General features: G+C 48.7%; 14 protein-coding genes. 7 read left to right on the top strand and 7 right to left on the bottom strand.

What is annotated here, in order from left to right; translation table 11 throughout:
* Positions 1-18 precede the first annotated feature (18 nt).
* Positions 19-609, bottom strand: a complete 591-nt coding sequence (locus BV405_RS14650) for a GNAT family N-acetyltransferase (RefSeq protein WP_086481637.1) — start codon at positions 607-609, stop codon at positions 19-21.
* A 78-nt stretch (positions 610-687) separates the two neighbouring features.
* Positions 688-1440 carry a TIGR01621 family pseudouridine synthase gene (locus tag BV405_RS14645; RefSeq protein ID WP_176330177.1) on the bottom strand — a complete coding sequence of 251 codons (753 nt, stop codon included), beginning with the start codon at positions 1438-1440 and terminating at the stop codon, positions 688-690.
* A gap of 166 nt (positions 1441-1606) precedes the next feature.
* Between BV405_RS14645 and BV405_RS14640 the strand changes: the two genes are divergently transcribed.
* A complete protein-coding gene (locus BV405_RS14640; protein ID WP_086481636.1) occupies positions 1607-1867 on the top strand; it encodes a hypothetical protein in 261 nt (86 codons plus the stop codon).
* A 239-nt stretch (positions 1868-2106) separates the two neighbouring features.
* Positions 2107-2676, top strand: a complete 570-nt coding sequence (locus BV405_RS14635; protein ID WP_086481635.1) for a YbaN family protein — start codon at positions 2107-2109, stop codon at positions 2674-2676.
* 18 nt (positions 2677-2694) lie between these two features.
* Here the strand turns inward: BV405_RS14635 and BV405_RS14630 are convergent, their stop codons facing one another.
* Positions 2695-4584 carry a methyl-accepting chemotaxis protein gene (locus BV405_RS14630; protein WP_086481634.1) on the bottom strand — a complete coding sequence of 630 codons (1890 nt, stop codon included), beginning with the start codon at positions 4582-4584 and terminating at the stop codon, positions 2695-2697.
* Between the two features lie 363 nt (positions 4585-4947).
* On the opposite strand from BV405_RS14630, the gene BV405_RS14625 reads away from it, so the two are divergent.
* On the top strand, positions 4948-8127 hold the full coding sequence (locus BV405_RS14625) for a Mur ligase family protein (protein ID WP_086481633.1): 3180 nt from the start codon (positions 4948-4950) through the stop codon (positions 8125-8127).
* 74 nt (positions 8128-8201) lie between these two features.
* Here BV405_RS14625 and htpG read toward each other — a convergent pair whose 3' ends face one another.
* On the bottom strand, positions 8202-10103 hold the full coding sequence (gene htpG / locus BV405_RS14620) for a molecular chaperone HtpG (protein WP_086481632.1): 1902 nt from the start codon (positions 10101-10103) through the stop codon (positions 8202-8204).
* Positions 10104-10318: 215 nt separating this feature from the next.
* On the opposite strand from htpG, the gene BV405_RS14615 reads away from it, so the two are divergent.
* Positions 10319-11143: a hypothetical protein gene (locus tag BV405_RS14615; protein WP_086481631.1), complete on the top strand. Its 825-nt coding sequence runs from the start codon at positions 10319-10321 to the stop codon at positions 11141-11143.
* 21 nt (positions 11144-11164) lie between these two features.
* On the opposite strand, the gene BV405_RS14610 is transcribed toward BV405_RS14615, so the two are convergent.
* From BV405_RS14610 to BV405_RS14600, 3 genes are all read right to left on the bottom strand, one after another.
* Entirely contained in the window at positions 11165-11617 is a 453-nt protein-coding gene (locus BV405_RS14610; RefSeq protein ID WP_086481630.1) for a PaaI family thioesterase, read from the bottom strand.
* Positions 11614-12150: a PaaI family thioesterase gene (locus BV405_RS14605; protein ID WP_217895671.1), complete on the bottom strand. Its 537-nt coding sequence runs from the start codon at positions 12148-12150 to the stop codon at positions 11614-11616. Before BV405_RS14605 ends, BV405_RS14610 begins: the two co-directional genes overlap by 4 nt.
* Before the next feature lie 164 nt (positions 12151-12314).
* Complete coding sequence (locus BV405_RS14600) at positions 12315-13118, bottom strand: hypothetical protein (protein WP_086481629.1); 804 nt, start codon at positions 13116-13118, stop codon at positions 12315-12317.
* 358 nt (positions 13119-13476) lie between these two features.
* On the opposite strand from BV405_RS14600, the gene BV405_RS14595 reads away from it, so the two are divergent.
* The 3 genes from BV405_RS14595 (at position 13477) to BV405_RS14585 (ending at position 16652) form a co-directional block, all read left to right on the top strand.
* Positions 13477-14061 carry a superoxide dismutase gene (locus tag BV405_RS14595; protein WP_086481628.1) on the top strand — a complete coding sequence of 195 codons (585 nt, stop codon included), beginning with the start codon at positions 13477-13479 and terminating at the stop codon, positions 14059-14061.
* Positions 14062-14291: 230 nt separating this feature from the next.
* Positions 14292-14807, top strand: a complete 516-nt coding sequence (locus BV405_RS14590) for a putative pterin-binding protein (protein WP_086481627.1) — start codon at positions 14292-14294, stop codon at positions 14805-14807.
* 33 nt (positions 14808-14840) lie between these two features.
* A complete protein-coding gene (locus tag BV405_RS14585; protein WP_086481626.1) occupies positions 14841-16652 on the top strand; it encodes an ATP-binding protein in 1812 nt (603 codons plus the stop codon).
* Positions 16653-16749 lie beyond the last annotated feature (97 nt).

Genomic DNA, 16749 nt, shown 5'->3' with positions numbered 1-16749 from the left:
GGCTTCGGGTGTTTTCAGCTATCGGAGCGGACAATTCATACGAATCAGATCCAGCCTTTGATCACCAAAAGCCAAGGCACGAGGCTCCCGGCCATTATCCCTGAACCCCGCCTGCTGATAGAGTTTAATAGCAGCAAGTGATACCTCACTTACCTCAAGCACCAGAGATTCCAGCTGCGGATTCAGTTTTGCCTGCTTAATCACATGCTCGATTAATGCCTGACCGATCTGCTGCCCACGGTACTCCGGCAAAACACACAGCCCGGTAATGATGCCCCGATGCCGGCGCACAGGGCCTAACAGGGATTCAAGTCCTATCATGCCCACCAGATAATCACCACAAAAGCCGCCCCAGAGAGCTGACGTTTCTGAACGGAAAAAACGGTCCAAAAGGTTCTTAATCTGAGAAGGCGTCATCGACTTTTCCTCCTCCAACAGAACACTGAAGCTTGTGGGATCGCTTTCAATACAACGAATCCGAAGGTAGTGAAAAACATCGGCATCTTTCGGTGTCAGCTGCCGAATGACAAGCGGAAGTTGCCGAACAGAATCGGCAACCTTTTTCTCGGGCACAGCTATGTCAACAGAGATCGTAGGCAGGGCTTTCATCGCAAAACTCACTTTATTTTTATTCTTGTTACCTCTGCTCAGTTTAAGCCATGAGCACTCAAAAAGTGCAAAGCCAGATCAGGACTTTGGCCATGGCAGGTCTTCCGGTTCTCCCCATTCAGCCTTCAGCGCTAAAAATACTTCTGAGCAGTAATGCTCTCCCTGTGTAGGCCAAATCCGATACTGCTTCAACTCACCTTGCCAGTTGAAACTCAGGCCGTATGCATGCAGATAAGTACGTGCTTCCTTCAAAGCCGCCTCAGCATCGTCATAAAGAGAATCGCCACAGATGGGGGCACCTATACTTTTCAACGCCACTCTCAACTGATGGGTTTTACCGGTGCGGGGCTTTAACAGAAATGCTCTGAACCCCGGCTGCAGGGGTTTGGAGAAAAACTGAGTCACCGCTGGATTTTGTTTACCGGAAGTCAGCTTCCAACTGCCCCGTCGAGAGCGCTCCATATCACCGATAATCCAGCCTTGTTTTTTTTTCGGCTTTTTCGCCGAGACTGCCAGATAGAATTTACTTACCTCACGGGCTTTAAAGAGTTCTGCAAGCTGAGCACATACATCAGCACGTTTTGCCAGCACCATCAGACCTGAGGTCACCTTGTCCAGCCGATGTACCAGATACAGTTTCTCCACCCCTAAAGCCTGAGATACTTTCTCTGTAATACCTGCTTGATCGCCATCCCGATGGACATCGACCCCGGGGGCTTTAGCGATAATCACGTAATCCGCATTTTGCTCAATCAGCGTGAAGTCCGTGGTTTCAAAATCCGTGGTTTCAAAATCCGTGGTTTCAAAATTGGGGGCAGCCTGTTTACTCAAAAGAAATCTCCACTGGACGGATCGGAACCAAATCAGATACAGAATAAAACCCTTAAGCTCAGGTATTTCTCTTGAACCTAGGGGCGAAAACTTAAGATAATTAATCAATTACACGCGAGAGTTAAATTGAAACTCCAACTGCTATTTTCTCAGAACAGGTAAGTCTATGTCTCTTAAAATGCCTCTGAAATCGCCAGCGCTTTTTTTTGCAGCTCTGATGTCGCTAAGTCTTTTACCGATGACGGCTCAGGCCAGCTGCTCACTAAAGCAATCTGCCTGTGAAGCCAGCTGTAAAGTACGCTACTTTGATGACACTCTCGGCAAAATGGGTTGTATGACCAAATGTGCTGCAGAACGCGCTGCCTGCTCTACCAAAGAGGGAGCTTCTGAGGCTGTAGAAAAAGGTAAAGGTCTGGTAAAAGACTGAGCATGATGACCTGAGTTCCTCATTTTCCTGATGGCTGATGAGGAGCTTTCCTTCTCTTTTAAACTGCTAATCCCATCCACTGCTTCTGACCCAGCGCAAGCAAACTGTTTGATATTCTTAAAGAAATCTGGCCGCTTCTATGCTTATCCGTTAATCTCTTTTCTATTCGCTTTTAAGTGTGGTCTATCTTTAAAACAGACTTTAAAAAACACCACCTTTGCTGGCATCAGGAGGATCCTATGGGTCGATTCAGAAAACCGCTTTATATGGCCGCAGGCTTTTTAGCGCTTCTTCTTGGTGCTATCGGTATCGTACTTCCCCTGTTACCAACAACGCCTTTTGTCATTCTCGCTGCTTTTTTCTTTTCTAAAGGCTCGGTCAAAGTCCATCGCTGGCTACTGAAACAAAAAACCTTTGGTCCTATGATTCAGGCTTGGGAAGCTGATCGTGTGATTCCCTATAAAGCCAAACTGCTTTCCACCACCATGATGCTGACCATGGTCAGTTACCCGCTGATATTTCGTCCTTTTTCAATCTGGTTGAAAGTACTGGTGGTTTTCACCGTGTTTTACGCGTTGTGGTATGTGTGGCGTCACCGCTCTGAACCTCTGGATGTTACCGTGGAACGCAGCTGGAATAAGCTTTCCGACATTGACGCGCACAATCCTTCATCACCTATCAAAACCACCGATGAGAAAATCGGACTACAACTGAAACCAAACTTTTTTTCAGGCAGAAAAAAACCGGTTCCCTTAGGCTGGAAACCGGCTCATGTGGTTATGATTCAGGCAACAGATCACGTTGCCTGATCGTTAGGCCACTGTTCTTTACAGCTTAAAGCGCTTCACCTGACCATGCAGGCTTTCCGCCAGAGCATTCAGCTCACCGGCCCGGGCACGGGACTGCGCTGACTCATCTGAAAGCTGGCTGGCGATATCACGAATACGCAGCGTATTCTCAGAAATACTGTGATTCACCTGTGTCTGCTCTTCCGTCGCAGCGGCTGTCTGAGTCGACATATCGCTGATACCGGTAATCGCATCGGTGATGCTCAACAGCTTATCGTAAGCATTGTTCGCTTCCTCAACGCTGTCTTCAGCTTGCTGACGGCTCGACGACATCAGTTTCACTGCTTCGTCGGAGGCTTTCTGCAGACTATCAATCATCTGCTGAATCTCTTCGGTCGACTGATGAGTACGCTGGGACAATACCCGAACCTCATCGGCAACCACGGCGAAACCACGTCCCTGCTCACCGGCACGGGCTGCCTCAATAGCGGCATTCAGTGCCAACAGATTGGTTTGCTCCGCAATCCCCTGAATAGTCGACAGAATAGAGTTGATCTCCTGTGAGTGCTCACTCAGGCGATCAATCACACCTGCAGCATCCTGAATCTGACCCGATAGCCCCTGAATCGCTTCACGGGTGTTGGATACCACCAACTGACCATCTCGACTGTTATCCGCACATTCCTGAGCTGCCGCTGCGGTATTTTCCGCGTTGCTGGCAATCTCCTGTGTGGCGGTTGCCATCTCTTCAACAGCTGCAGCCACCATAGAAACTTCAGACATCTGACTCTGCACATCTTCACTGGTGCGCTCAGCCACTTTGGCACTCTCTTCCGCAGTATGTCGAAGATCTTTGGACAGAATAGAGATATCCTGAATGATCTTGTGCATGGAGTCGACAAAGTGATTGAAGTGCCCCGCCAGGGAGCCAATCTCGTCTTTGGTTTCTACGGTCAGACGTTTGGTCAGGTCGCCCTCACCTTCGGCAATCTCTTCCAGTGCAGTACCGATAGCATTCAGAGGTTTCATTACCCGGCCTACCATCCACATACTGATAACACCTGCGGATACAATCAAAATCAGAGATACCAGACTATTCGCAATCAGAAGGCTGGACAGCGGGGCCATGACATTACCGGTTTCCAGTGCAATACCCACATAGAAACGGGAATCCCCCACACGCTCAAAGCGCATCATGTGATCACTGCCATTGATCGGCAGTATCTCCATCTCGCCATTACCTGCCAAGCGCTCAACCAGCCCCTTGTCCAGCTCGGCACCGACATCGGTCAGCGGCTTCATACGCAGAGATTCGTTAGGGTGCGCGATCACAATACCGGTTTCATCCACCAGCATTACAAAACCATGGTCACCGACATCAATCGACTCAACCGTATTCAGCACTTCCCCCAGACTCAGATCCGCACCAACGACACCGCGAAATTCGCCATTGATGGTTGCCGGAGTGGCTACAGAGATAATCAGCTGACCGGAACTGGCATCTTTATAAGGCGCGGTAAAAACAGTTTTACCTGCACTCTGAGCCGCCTTGTACCAGGGACGAACCGTGGGATCAAAGCCCTTCTCATCCAGAATTTTCTGAATACCAACATCAGAGAAGGTGGCTCGACCCGTGGCTGCGCCAAAATAGAAAACATCATAACTGCCCGACTTCTGGGCTTGCTGCAGGAAAGGCAGGATGTTGTCCTGATCAGCCGACTGAGTCGCAAAAGACTCGGCAACGTCTGCTTTGTGCTTCATCCAGCCCTGAATAGTAATACTGGCGTCGTTCACTACACGCTGAGTATCCGTACTCACTGACTTAACAAGTTCCTTTTTCAAATCTTTGTAGCTGATAAACGTCAGTGTCAACGTAATTAAAAGCACAGGCAGCAAAACCACTGCGAGCACTTTATTCTTCAGCGTCATGGGGAATCCTCCGGAGGGATATTCTTATCATTATTAAAATCTAGCAGTTAAAACAGAACTGCATTGAATATGTTTTTTACTTACACCCTGAAAGTTATAAGCTTACACCTAAAGTCTAAACCATAAGATAGAAACAATATAGATCAAAGATCCTGCATAAATGTAAACAGAAGTTACTAAAACAAGTTAATACGCACCATTCCAGTTCAAATAACTATTCGTGCACTATTTATTATCACAATCAACCATCTCGTCATCTCTGAATTACTTTCCAGCGTTTCCTCTTTTTTTGCGGTAACATACAGAAACATTCCAGTTCAGAATCCAGGAACGAATCCACGTTACTTTTGACGGATCAATCTAATGTCGCTCTCCGATCTTCTCCATAAACTCAAAGCCCCCGTTCAACTCAGCGCTACAGCAATGCCTTTGCCCTACAAAGGCTTCAAACTGTTTTTCTCAGTGTGCGACCCAAAGCAACGTGCCTCAGTCATTACCGCTGAAGGTGAAACCATTGAAGAAGCATGGGAAAACGGTGCTAAAAAAACCCGTCAGAAAATATCACGGGAGAAGCTCAAACCCGTGTGGCTCAAAGTGGATTGGGTTGAAGAGGTAAAAGCATATACCTGGTCAAGTTTCAGAGAAGAACTCCGACGTCATAAGCGAAACTACTACCGATTTGGCCTGGCGCTGGATGATCAACTGGAATACAGTTTTCTCGAACAGGAACTGAACAGTAATGCCACCTTGTATCTGGGCGGTAAGACCTCTCATGCGGATCTGAACGAGAAAAACTTCACCCGCTTCGCCGAACAGCGCTATGGCAAAAAAGTCCCCCTGAACTTTGACGATACAACTCCTGTTTACCGCCTGCGTCATCAGGGAATCTTCTGTGGCGTTGATGAAGATCCTCAACTGCTTTACGGCGTCAGCCGCAATGCAGGTCGACGGGTTATCGAACCGCTGGATACAGATAACGTAACCCGCATGATTGAAACCAGCAGCGATTACCTGGCCGGTCAGGTGAAAAAAAGCGGCCGTTTCAACTACGGCTGGTTCCCCTGTTTTGACCGCTCTATTAATACCTATAACACCCTGCGTCATGCCAGTAGCACCTATGCCATGCTGGAGGGCTGGGAAGTCACGCAGGATGAAAAGCTTAAGTCCGCGATCAAGCGCTCTCTGAACTATCTGAATGATGAACTGATCAAGACTTACACTCTGCCCGATGGTGATGAAGCCGCCTTCCTGACCGACCTGAATGACGAGGTCAAACTGGGCGGCAACGCGGTCTGTATTCTGGCCTTCAGCAAATACACAGAGCTGATGCAGGATGATCAATACCTGCCATTAATGGAAAAACTGGCTCTGGGTATCCGCTATATGCAAAGCCCAGACAATGGCAGCTTTGTGCATGTACTCAACAGTACCGACCTTTCTACCAAAGAAGACTTCCGCACTATCTATTATGAAGGTGAAGCTGCTTTCGGGCTGATGCGTCTTTATGGCATCACAAAAGATCCCCGCTGGCTGGCAGTGGTAGAAAAAGCCTTTGATCACTTTATCGCTGATAACTACTGGGAAGCCCACGACCACTGGCTGAGCTACTGTGTAAATGAGCTGACGCTGTATAAACCGGAAGCCCGTTATTTCCAGTTTGGTATTCAGAATGTCGCCGATCATCTGGATTTTGTTCAGGAACGCATCACCACCTTCCCTACGCTGCTTGAACTCATGATGGCGGCTCACAAGATGATCGGCCGCCTGAAAACACTGGATGAGCACAAACACCTGCTGGATCAGCTGGATCTGGAGAAATTTGATCAGGCTCTGCGCCACCGCGCCCAGTATCTGATGAATGGCTATTTCTGGCCGGAATACGCCATGTACTTCAAAAATCCGCAGAAAGTTGTTGGCAGTTGCTATATCCGCCACCACGCCTTCCGGGTGCGCATCGATGATGTGGAGCACTACCTGTCCGGTTATGTGGCGTATTTGCACTACTATCTTCAACAACAGAAAAATGACACTAATACTTTCTCTGGAGCGCATGGGGAAAAGGTTCAGGCAGGCGATGCACAACAGACTAAGACAGCGCCTAAAACAGGCAGTCCAACCTCATCTCCGGAAGCAGGCACTGTCGATAAACGCCGCTATCAATCAGGCCCAAACTGGAGTTCTGCCCGTTTAATTCAGGCAACCCGTGGACAATGGCTGACGCCCCCCCACCCTCAATGGAGAGCCACTGGCTTATCGATTCATGCACCAACCTTTCAGGCGGGCCAGATCGTTATTCTGCGACCTGAAGGCGATAAGCGATTTTTATCCGCAGAACAAATTCTGAGACTGCCCTTCCAGCCCCAGGCCATCATCTGCCAGGAGACTCCAGAAGATAGCCTGTTCGGTAACATCCCCCTGCTGAAAGTAGATAGCATTGATCGCTCAATTTTAGATATCGGTCGGTACAGCCGAACTCAGATGCTCGGTAAAGTGATCGCAATTACAGGCAGCAGTGGCAAAACAACCTGTGTTTCTTTGTTGAGCCACCTGCTATCCATCTACGGCAAAACAGGGCAGACCCGGCATAACGCCAACCTGCCACGGGGGATCGCATGGAATCTTGCATCTGAAGCCTGGGATGCGGAATACAATGTTCTGGAGCTTGCTATTGGCAGTATGCAGCAAAATTCCCAGATGACCCGTCCGGATATCGCATTATTCACCAATGTCGCTCCGGCGCACCTCGAATATCACAAAGACACAGCAACCATCGCTGAACGGAAAAGTCTTATTTTTTCCGGCATGTCCGAAGGCGGTATCGCCGTTATAAATCGTGATATGGAAGAATGGCCAATTGTTGAAACGGCAGCTCTAAAGCAACAGCTGAAGATCATATCTGTGGGGAAACATAGTGGCAGTGATCTTCGCTTAATCAGCTTCTCACCCGAAACCGGACAATTAAGCGCCAAATTCAAAAGCCAACCAGCTTTCACTCTGACCTTAGAGCAAAAAAGCCTGCACATGGCGCTCAACCTGCTCTACTGCCTTGGCGTACTATCCGCATTAGACTTGGACACTCAACCCGCTGCTGCAATGGCAAATACGTTTAAGCCCATAGAGGGACGCGGGAAAGAATCCATAATGCCCCGAGATGGAGGCCACGCGATACTGATTGATGACGCCTATAACGCCAACCCTCTATCCATGAAGGCTGCACTTAATGGCTTCAGCCACCAGAAAGCGAAGGGGAAAAAATGGCTGGTTCTGGGCGACATGAAAGAACTCAGTCACAAAAGCCATGAACACCATCGTCAACTTTTGCCCGCTATTCTTCAGGCGAATGCCGACCAGACCTGCCTGATTGGTGACGATATAAGCACACTGCTCCCGGAGCTTACCGCAGAAAATATAAAGGCACAGGCTTTTAGCAATAACTCCGATTTGGAAAGGTATCTTACCGACAATATACAGGCTGGAGACTTAGTTCTTTTTAAAGGCTCACACAGTCTTGGGCTGCAGGGCATCATCAAACGCCTGATATAAGGTGAAGCATGCCAGACAAAAAAGGCGACCCGAAGGTCGCCTTTTTTGCATTTCTGATTACTGAGAACTAAAGCTTAACCCGCCAGTTCCAGCAGCAGACGGTTCAGACGCTGCACATAAGATGCGGCATCTTTCAGCTGACGACCTTCGGCCAGCATCGCCTGATCCAGAATGATACGGGCCAGCTCTCCGAAGCGGTCTTCGTCCTGCTCCTGATCCAGTTTCAGAATCAGAGGGTGAGTCGGGTTCAGCTCCAGAATCGGCTTGGCTTCAGGGATTTCCTGACCCGCAGCAGCCATAATCTGACGCATCTGCTCGCCCATCTCGCCATCGTTAAGTACCACACAGGCTGGGGATTCAGTCAGACGGTGAGTCACACGTACATCTTCAACCTGCTCTTTCAGCAGCTCTTTAGTACGCTCAACCATACCTTCCACTTTCTCAGCGGCTTCTTCCTGAGCTTTCTTGTCTTCTTCAGACTCAGTATCACCCAGATCCAGCTCACCTTTGGCCACATCCTGGAACTGCATGCCGTCGAACTCGTTCAGGTGGCTCATCAGCCACTCGTCGATACGGTCGGTCATCAGCAGCACTTCGATGCCCTTCTTACGGAAGATCTCCAGGTGCGGGCTGTTCTTAGCAGTGTTGTAGCTTTCAGCAGTCAGGTAGTAGATCTTGTCCTGACCTTCTTTCATACGCTCGATGTAATCGGTCAGAGACACATTCTGGGTGTCATCGGAACCGTTAGTCGAAGCAAAACGCAGAAGCTTGGCGATCTTCTCTTTGTTGGAGAAATCTTCGCCCGGGCCTTCTTTCAGTACGTTACCGAACTCGTTCCAGAAGCTCTGGTACTTTTCAGCATCGTTCTTAGCCAACTTGCTCAGCATGTCCAGCACACGTTTGGTCAGTGCGCTCTTCATAGAGGTGATGTTCGGATCCTGCTGCAGAATCTCACGGGATACGTTCAGGGACAGATCGTTTGAATCCACCACACCTTTAATGAAGCGCAGGTACAGCGGCAGGAACTGCTCAGCGTCATCCATGATGAACACACGCTGCACGTACAATTTCAGACCACGGGATGCTTCACGGTGATACAGATCAAACGGCGCTTTGCCCGGTACATACAGCAGACTGGTGTATTCCAGCTTACCTTCAACCTTATTGTGCGCCCAGGACAGAGGGTCAGCAAAGTCGTGGGAAACGTGCTTGTAGAACTCCTGATACTCTTCGTCTTTCACTTCAGTCCGGGAGCGGGTCCACAGCGCCTGAGCTTCGTTAACCGCTTCAAACTCAGGGGTTTCCGGCTTCTCTTCCTCACCGAAGTGCTGCTTCTCCATCAGTACAGGAACCGCAATATGGTCAGAGTACTTACGGATCAGGTTACGCAGGCGGAAGTCTTCAGAGAACTCTTTCTCGTCAGCTTTCAGTTTCAGAGTGATCGCAGTACCGCGCTCAGCCTTCTCAACGGTTTCGATGGTGAATTCACCGTCACCTTTGGATACCCAGCGCACACCTTCGCCCACAGAGCTGCCGGCTTTACGGGTCACAACTTCTACTTCTTCAGCAACGATAAAGGACGAGTAGAAGCCCACACCGAACTGACCGATCAGCTGAGAATCTTTTTTCTGATCACCGGTTAACTGGCTCAGGAACTCCGCCGTACCGGATTTAGCGATGGTACCCAGATGGTCGATCACATCCTGACGGTTCATACCGATACCGGAGTCAGAGATGGTTACCGTGTTGTTTTCCGGATCAGCGGTGATTTTAACCTGTAGCTCGGACTGACCTTCGTACAGGCCATCATCTTCCAGCGCTTTATAACGCAACTTGTCACAGGCATCGGACGCGTTGGAAATCAGTTCACGCAGGAAAATCTCTTTGTTGGAGTACAAAGAGTGAATCATCAGGTGCAGAAGCTGTTTTACTTCTGTCTGAAAGCCAAGAGTTTCTTTCTGTGCTTCAGCGGACATTGAGTCAGATCTCCATAGTTGAACGGTTAAGAACAACATCACTTAGTTCACAGCAGGCCGGTTGGGAAAGCCGATCCGGCCTGCAAAAAGGGTCTGAGCTTCAATATGGGAGCCCGGGATATTTTTTCAAGACTTGGCAAGATAAAATTAACAGATTGTTTTAACTTGTTTTTTAGGCTCAGTAAAATAGTAAACCGAAACGGAAAGGAATTCAGATGATCAACTACTTTGGTACCTGTCGCATCCGAACACCTCTCACGATGCTGCATAGCGGTAATATTATTCGCCTGCAAAATCGCTGGTGGGGACACCTACACAGTACTAAAGATATGCTGCAGGTGCTCGACTATTACGAAAAATTGATTGCGATACCAGACAACACTGAAAAGCTGAAATTGATGAATTTGAGCTTACTGACACTACCAACCTGGAAGAAACTGAATCCTCATCAACTTCCCTTTGATCAGGTAGACACTTTTTTTATCGAGCTCTCTTCGATGAAAGCCTACGAATTAAACACTCCGGCGTCAGATCATCCACAAAGCCTGGTCATCGACAGGCTGCCTGCATATTTTTCAGCCATCAGTAAAGATGCAGCAACCTGGGTTAAGCAACTCAGAAACCAAACACCGGATCGGCTCATACGCACAGGGGACGAGCTAGCTGATCAGTTAATTCAGCATCTGACACTAAGAGTCATGCCGCCTTCTGAGATTAAGGCTGACTTGCTCCTGATTACCCAGCGATTGAAAGCACTTGGGGTTGCAAAAATCTGCTTTATCAACACATTCAACGTTCCTTTTAACGGGAAAAAGCTGCCTGGCCGAGAAGAGCTTTCCTCGATCACTAAAAGTTTTGTCGCCCAATTAAGGCAAACTGAAGAAGTACTGCCAGCAGATAATATCCATTACTTTGATCCTTCAGCTTTTATCGAAGAACATCAGCAGCATGCCCTGACCGATGCTCATCACTATCATCCTAACTTTCTACCTCTGGCAGCCTACTGGCTGAACAACAATTACCAGTCGACACTGTCCTGAGCATCGGTATCAGTATCAGTATCAGCTTTCATCATCCAGTAAAAAATGTGCTCGTGCAGTAGCGATCGGTGTTTCCCGGTTTTTCTGCCAGGCACTGACCTGAACATTCGCCACCCGACGGCCCTGACGGTTAAGCACACAGGTCGCATACGTGGGCTTGAGCTTACCGGAGCGAAGGTAATCTACGGTCAGATCCACCACCTTCGGCACCTGATGCACATCCAGACGCATCATCAGATTAAGGGTTGCTGCGGTTTCCATAAAACCTGCGATCACGCCACCGTGAAGCGCTGGTAGCAGAGGATTACCGGTATTGCTGTCCAGAGGCTCCATGCGAAACAGAATCTCGTCTCCCATAGATTGCGCAGTCAGGCCGATAAAGCCCGCATAAGGAATCTGCTCCAGCAAAGTCTCCCAGCGACCCGAGCTTTGGGTTTCTGTTATCAACTGTACTAAATCATCAGACGGCTTCATGACAGTTCTCCCGCACTTTTCTGTGATGAATCGGTATCCGCAAACAAGGCTTCATCCATCTCGACTGGTATTTTGTCCGCTCCCAAACGCATAAAGTTGGCTACGGCCCGGGAGACAGGCTTGCCCTCCTCCTGATAGACAACCCCTTCGGTAAAGATGATCTGAGGTGTCACTTTGACAATGCTGGCTTTGCAGAAAAGCGTCTTACCGGCAACCGCCGGACGCAGGTGATCGATGCGAAGGTCCAACGTGGGGCACATTTCGAAGCGCGGTAAAGCACACACAGCAACCGAGCCGCAAGCTGTATCCAACAACGTGGAAATCACACCACCATGAATCAGCTGTTTTCGTGAATTGCCGATCAGATGATCAGCAAAAGGCACAGAAAAAAGCACATGCTGATGATCCGCAGACTCAGCCTGCATCTTCAACGCCTGACACTGGGGCAGAACAGCAATAAAGCGCTTCATTCCTTCCAGATAGCGTTCTGGCGGAAAGCGCATCTCTGTGTCTTGGGCGGGACTGTTTGACATAAAACCTCCTTCTTATTCTATTTATTCTCAGGTGTCGCGTTTTAGCATTTGCAGGCCTGGACTTATTAGCCAGACGGCTAATTAAGACGTTTTAAACAAAAACCGGGATCCAAAACGCAAAAAAGGACGGCGAACCGTCCTTTTTTATTTTGATTAAATCTCGTTTACTGTGCGGGAACCGCTGTTGAAGGCTGAGACTGCCCGGCTTTAATCAGGGCATTTACTTCCAGCTGCAAATTGTTCACATCCGTATTCAGACGAGTCACATTGCTGGTTAGCTGACGGCGGGAAGCGTCAATAGCATCCAGACGCTCATCGTAAACAGAGAGTTTTTCTTCAACGTTCTGAATCGCTTTACTGTCGATATTAGCCAGTTTCTTCTTAACCTCAGCCAGATCTGCACTCAGTTGAGTCTGCTTCTGGTTAAGCTTGTTCAATTCAGTGGATGCCGTCGTCAGACGCTGGTTAAACACTTGCTGTTCGGTCTGAAGCGCTTTATCCATATTCTCACGGGTTGCCATCTCATCAGTCAGCGCCAGCTGCAGTTCTTTCTGAGTGTCTTCCAGCGCTTTAATCTCTTTAGCAAGCTTCTTAAGGGTTGCCTCGTTATTAGCAATATCCACCTTATTACGCTTATTACTCAGATCCCACAGTTTACGGATCTCAAGTTCAGATGCTTCCAGGCGCTTCTCTAAAGTATTCCCTGATTTGGAAAGATCACGACCGGTTGCGGTCAATTCATCTTCAAGTAGCTGAATGCGCTGTGTCGCCTGACTCAAGCTCGCCTGCTGTTGCTCAACCTTGGAAGCAAGTTGAGTGTTCTGGAAGTAAACAGCAACGATACCGGCAATCAGCAGAACAACTGCAAACCAGATCAGACCGTTGCCACCCGAGCTGCCTGAACTACCGGATCGGATTGGTGCTGGATCATCGCGTTCGGGAACAATTTTCATATTATCTGGTGACATGTTTAGAATCCGGGTCCGTTTTCTTTAGATTAAAGCGTAATCGCCAAATGCAGTTTTACCTGTGCATTTTCTTTTGCAGGCTGCCGGTAAGACTATTACATTGCGTATCGGAAATAAATGCGCCACTTGCTAATGTAGCCTGACTTTTCGGAACTTTTGATCAATAAATAATATCCAACTGTTCTACTCAGAAATAGAAACCCTGCAAATGAAGTGCTATTATTCACGCACTTCAAATACAGATAGACCTTTTGAGCCTGTAAACAAGAGGTCATTCAAATCTGAATAAATAATGGTCGAAGTGTCGCTTTTAGATAACTTCATACTTTTTTGACGTGAGTTGATGGAGAAAACAACCATGGCATTTGAATTACCTGCACTGCCGTATGACAAATCAGCACTTGAGCCACACATCTCTGCTGAAACTCTGGAATTCCACCACGGTAAACACCACAACACTTACGTGGACAAACTGAACGGTCTGGTTCCGGGTACTGAGTTTGAAGGTAAAACTCTGGAAGAGATCATCAAAGCAGCTCCAGCGGGGCCTGTTTTCAATAACGCTGCACAGATCTGGAACCACACTTTCTACTGGAACAGCCTGTCTCCAAACGGTGGCGGCCAGCCAACTGGCGCTCTGGCTGACGCGATCAACGCTAAGTGGGGTTCTTTCGAAGCGTTCCAGACTGAATTCAACGACAAAGCGGTAAACAACTTCGGTTCCAGCTGGACCTGGCTGGTTAAGAACGCTGACGGTTCTCTGGAAATCGTTAACACCAGCAACGCTGGCTGCCCAATGACTGCGGGTCAGACTGCTCTGCTGACTGTAGACCTGTGGGAACACGCGTACTACATCGACTATCGCAACGTGCGCCCTAACTACCTGAACGGTTTCTGGGCTCTGGCGAACTGGGAATTTGCAGCGGCTAACTTCGCAGCATAATCCCCACAGTATTCTTCTGAATACTCAAACCGGCCTCTGCATCAGCAGTGGCCGGTTTTTTTGTCTCTGCATTCTGCCAGCAAACTGATAACAGCTTTTAGTCAGGATTCACTGACATCAGGCAAATTTCTGCTTTAATTAAAGATGACGGGATGACCCATAAGTCGCTATTATAAACAAATATTTTATAAGCACTTTATGGTATGTAAACTCTTAGACGGGAGCTCACTATGTTTACGACTCAGGCACAGGTATCGGCCCTAAGATCAGATAATGCTTTCCTGCTGAAAGCACTATTGATGCTTACCCTACTGCTGACAACTTTTTCAGCATGGGCGCAACGTCCTGTTCTTACCGTTGAAGGACCTGATCAGACGGTATCTCTGACGCTGGCTGATCTTGAGGCTATGCCGGCCAATGAAGTGAGCACTGAAACCATCTGGACAGATAAACGCCATACCTTTTCTTCCGTGCTTTTCAAGGACCTGATGGCAAAACTGAACGTAGAGACAGCGGGCAAGAAAGTGACTATGATTGCCCTGAACGATTACTCTATTGAGGTGGATGTTGATACCCTGATCAAACATAACGCCTTTATCGCATATGCCATGGATGGAAAGAAAATGCGTATCAGAGACAAAGGCCCTCTTTGGGTGCTTTATCCTTTCTCCGACCAACCTGAAATCAATATTCCTCCGTTTCAGGCTCATTCGATCTGGCAGCTTAAAACCATCGTATTGCATTAATTGCGGAATCCATTTCAGGGAGAATCCAAAGCGGTGTCTTCGAAGCGTTCGGGTCTGATCAAGCCGGTAGTACTGGCACTAAGTCTGATCGTATTGGTCTTCTTTATTGCCAGTTCTCTTTTAAGGCTGGAGCAGGAGATCGATGAGTTCTCTATGCTCACCAAAGATGAGCGCTACTGGAACAGTACCCGCATCGAGGTGGAACTGCTGCGTCTGGTCAACGAACTAAACAGCTACGTTGCCCGGAATGATGCCGCACAGCTGGATGAAGTTAATTTCCGAATGGAGATCCTCTGGAGCAGGATCAACGTCGTCAGCAAGGGCGCAACCCGTCAGCTGATCGAACAACTCGACAGAGATATCCTGGCAGAAGTGGATCGTCTTCAGGCAATCCTGATTGAACTTGAAGATCAGTTAGACACTCTGACACCGGAGCAAGCCAATGGCTATATCGAGCGTATGCAGGGCTTTATTCCCCGCTTTATGCATTCGTCGCGAACCATCGCCTCCGCCATTTCTGAAACCGAAAGCCGCTTTGCACTGAAGGTTCAGGAAAATTACCGTTGGGTGGTTTTCCTGCTGATCAGTATCCTCGTTGTCGCCGTCATCTTTACCCTGATCAACTATCTTGAACTGCGCCGCAATCAGCAACTGGCATTAAAAGCCGAGGCCGCTAACCGTAGTAAGAGCGACTTCCTGTCCAATATGAGCCATGAGATCCGAACGCCCCTTAACGGTATTCTCGGTTCAGTTGAATTACTTCGCCTTGAGGAAGATCTGCAACGGGCACCTTCTACCGCCTCACTTCTGGACGATATCACCGCATCCGGTAACGCTCTGCTGAATCTGATCAACAACATTCTTGATCTGTCCCGACTGCAGCAGAAAAAGATGCCGATTGAACAGAAGTCACTGGATCTGGTTGCCTGCGCTCAGAGTGCCCGCTCGGTGATCAATGCATCACTGACACGTAAACAGCTGCGCTTTCATCTGGATGTAGAGCCGGATCTGCCAAAAGAAGTGCTCTCAGACCCCCTCCGTCTGCAACAGGTGATGATCAATCTACTGGGCAACGCAGTTAAGTTCACCGAAAAAGGCGGCCTTGCACTCAGAATCCGTAATGAAGCGGATGAGCAATTTTCTGAACCCGATGCCACGGGTTTTATCCGTCAGAATATTCTGATTGAGATTGAAGACAGCGGTATCGGCATCCCATTAGATGTACAAAAACACCTGTTCGATCCCTTTACTCAGGCTGACAGTTCCACCACCCGCAATTACGGTGGCAGCGGCCTTGGTCTGTCTCTCTGTCGTGAAATTATTGAAGCGATGGATGGCGAAATTGGTGTTCGCAGCCAGCCGGGCAAAGGGTCCGTTTTCTGGTTCCGGATTCCGGTTAAAGTCGATCCCGAGCAACTGAAAAAAACACAAAAACCAAGCGTTCAGACCCAACCTGAAACCCCGGATGGCAAGCAGCTGATTCTGGTGGTTGAAGACAATCAGGTGAATGCAAAACTGGTTATCGCCATTCTGAAAAAACTCGGCTACCAAACAGAGCATGCTGAAAATGGTCAGATCGCTCTGGATATGTGCCGTAGCCGTCAGTACGGTCTGATCATCATGGATTGCCAGATGCCGGTGATGGATGGCATCACCTGCTGCAAGAAGCTACGCCAGGAAGAGACTCCAAACAAAACAACACCGATGGTTGCCCTGACCGCCAATGTTATGGAGGTGGATCGTCAAAGCTGCCTGCAGGCCGGTATGCAGGACTTTCTGGCCAAACCTCTGGACACCCGACTGCTGAAACAGGCTCTTGAACGCTGGTATCAGTTCCGGATCTGAAGCAGCACCTCCACCAAGCTGTCTGTTCACCTATTCCGACCGGTTTCCGGTCAAAATGAATCCGGCAGCGAAGCTCCTGCGTATTTCTTGGAAACGA

This window comes from Oceanospirillum sanctuarii (genome assembly GCF_002150805.1).
Lineage (GTDB): Bacteria > Pseudomonadota > Gammaproteobacteria > Pseudomonadales > Halomonadaceae > Oceanospirillum > Oceanospirillum sanctuarii.
This window is presented reverse-complemented; position numbering and strand designations above follow the sequence as displayed.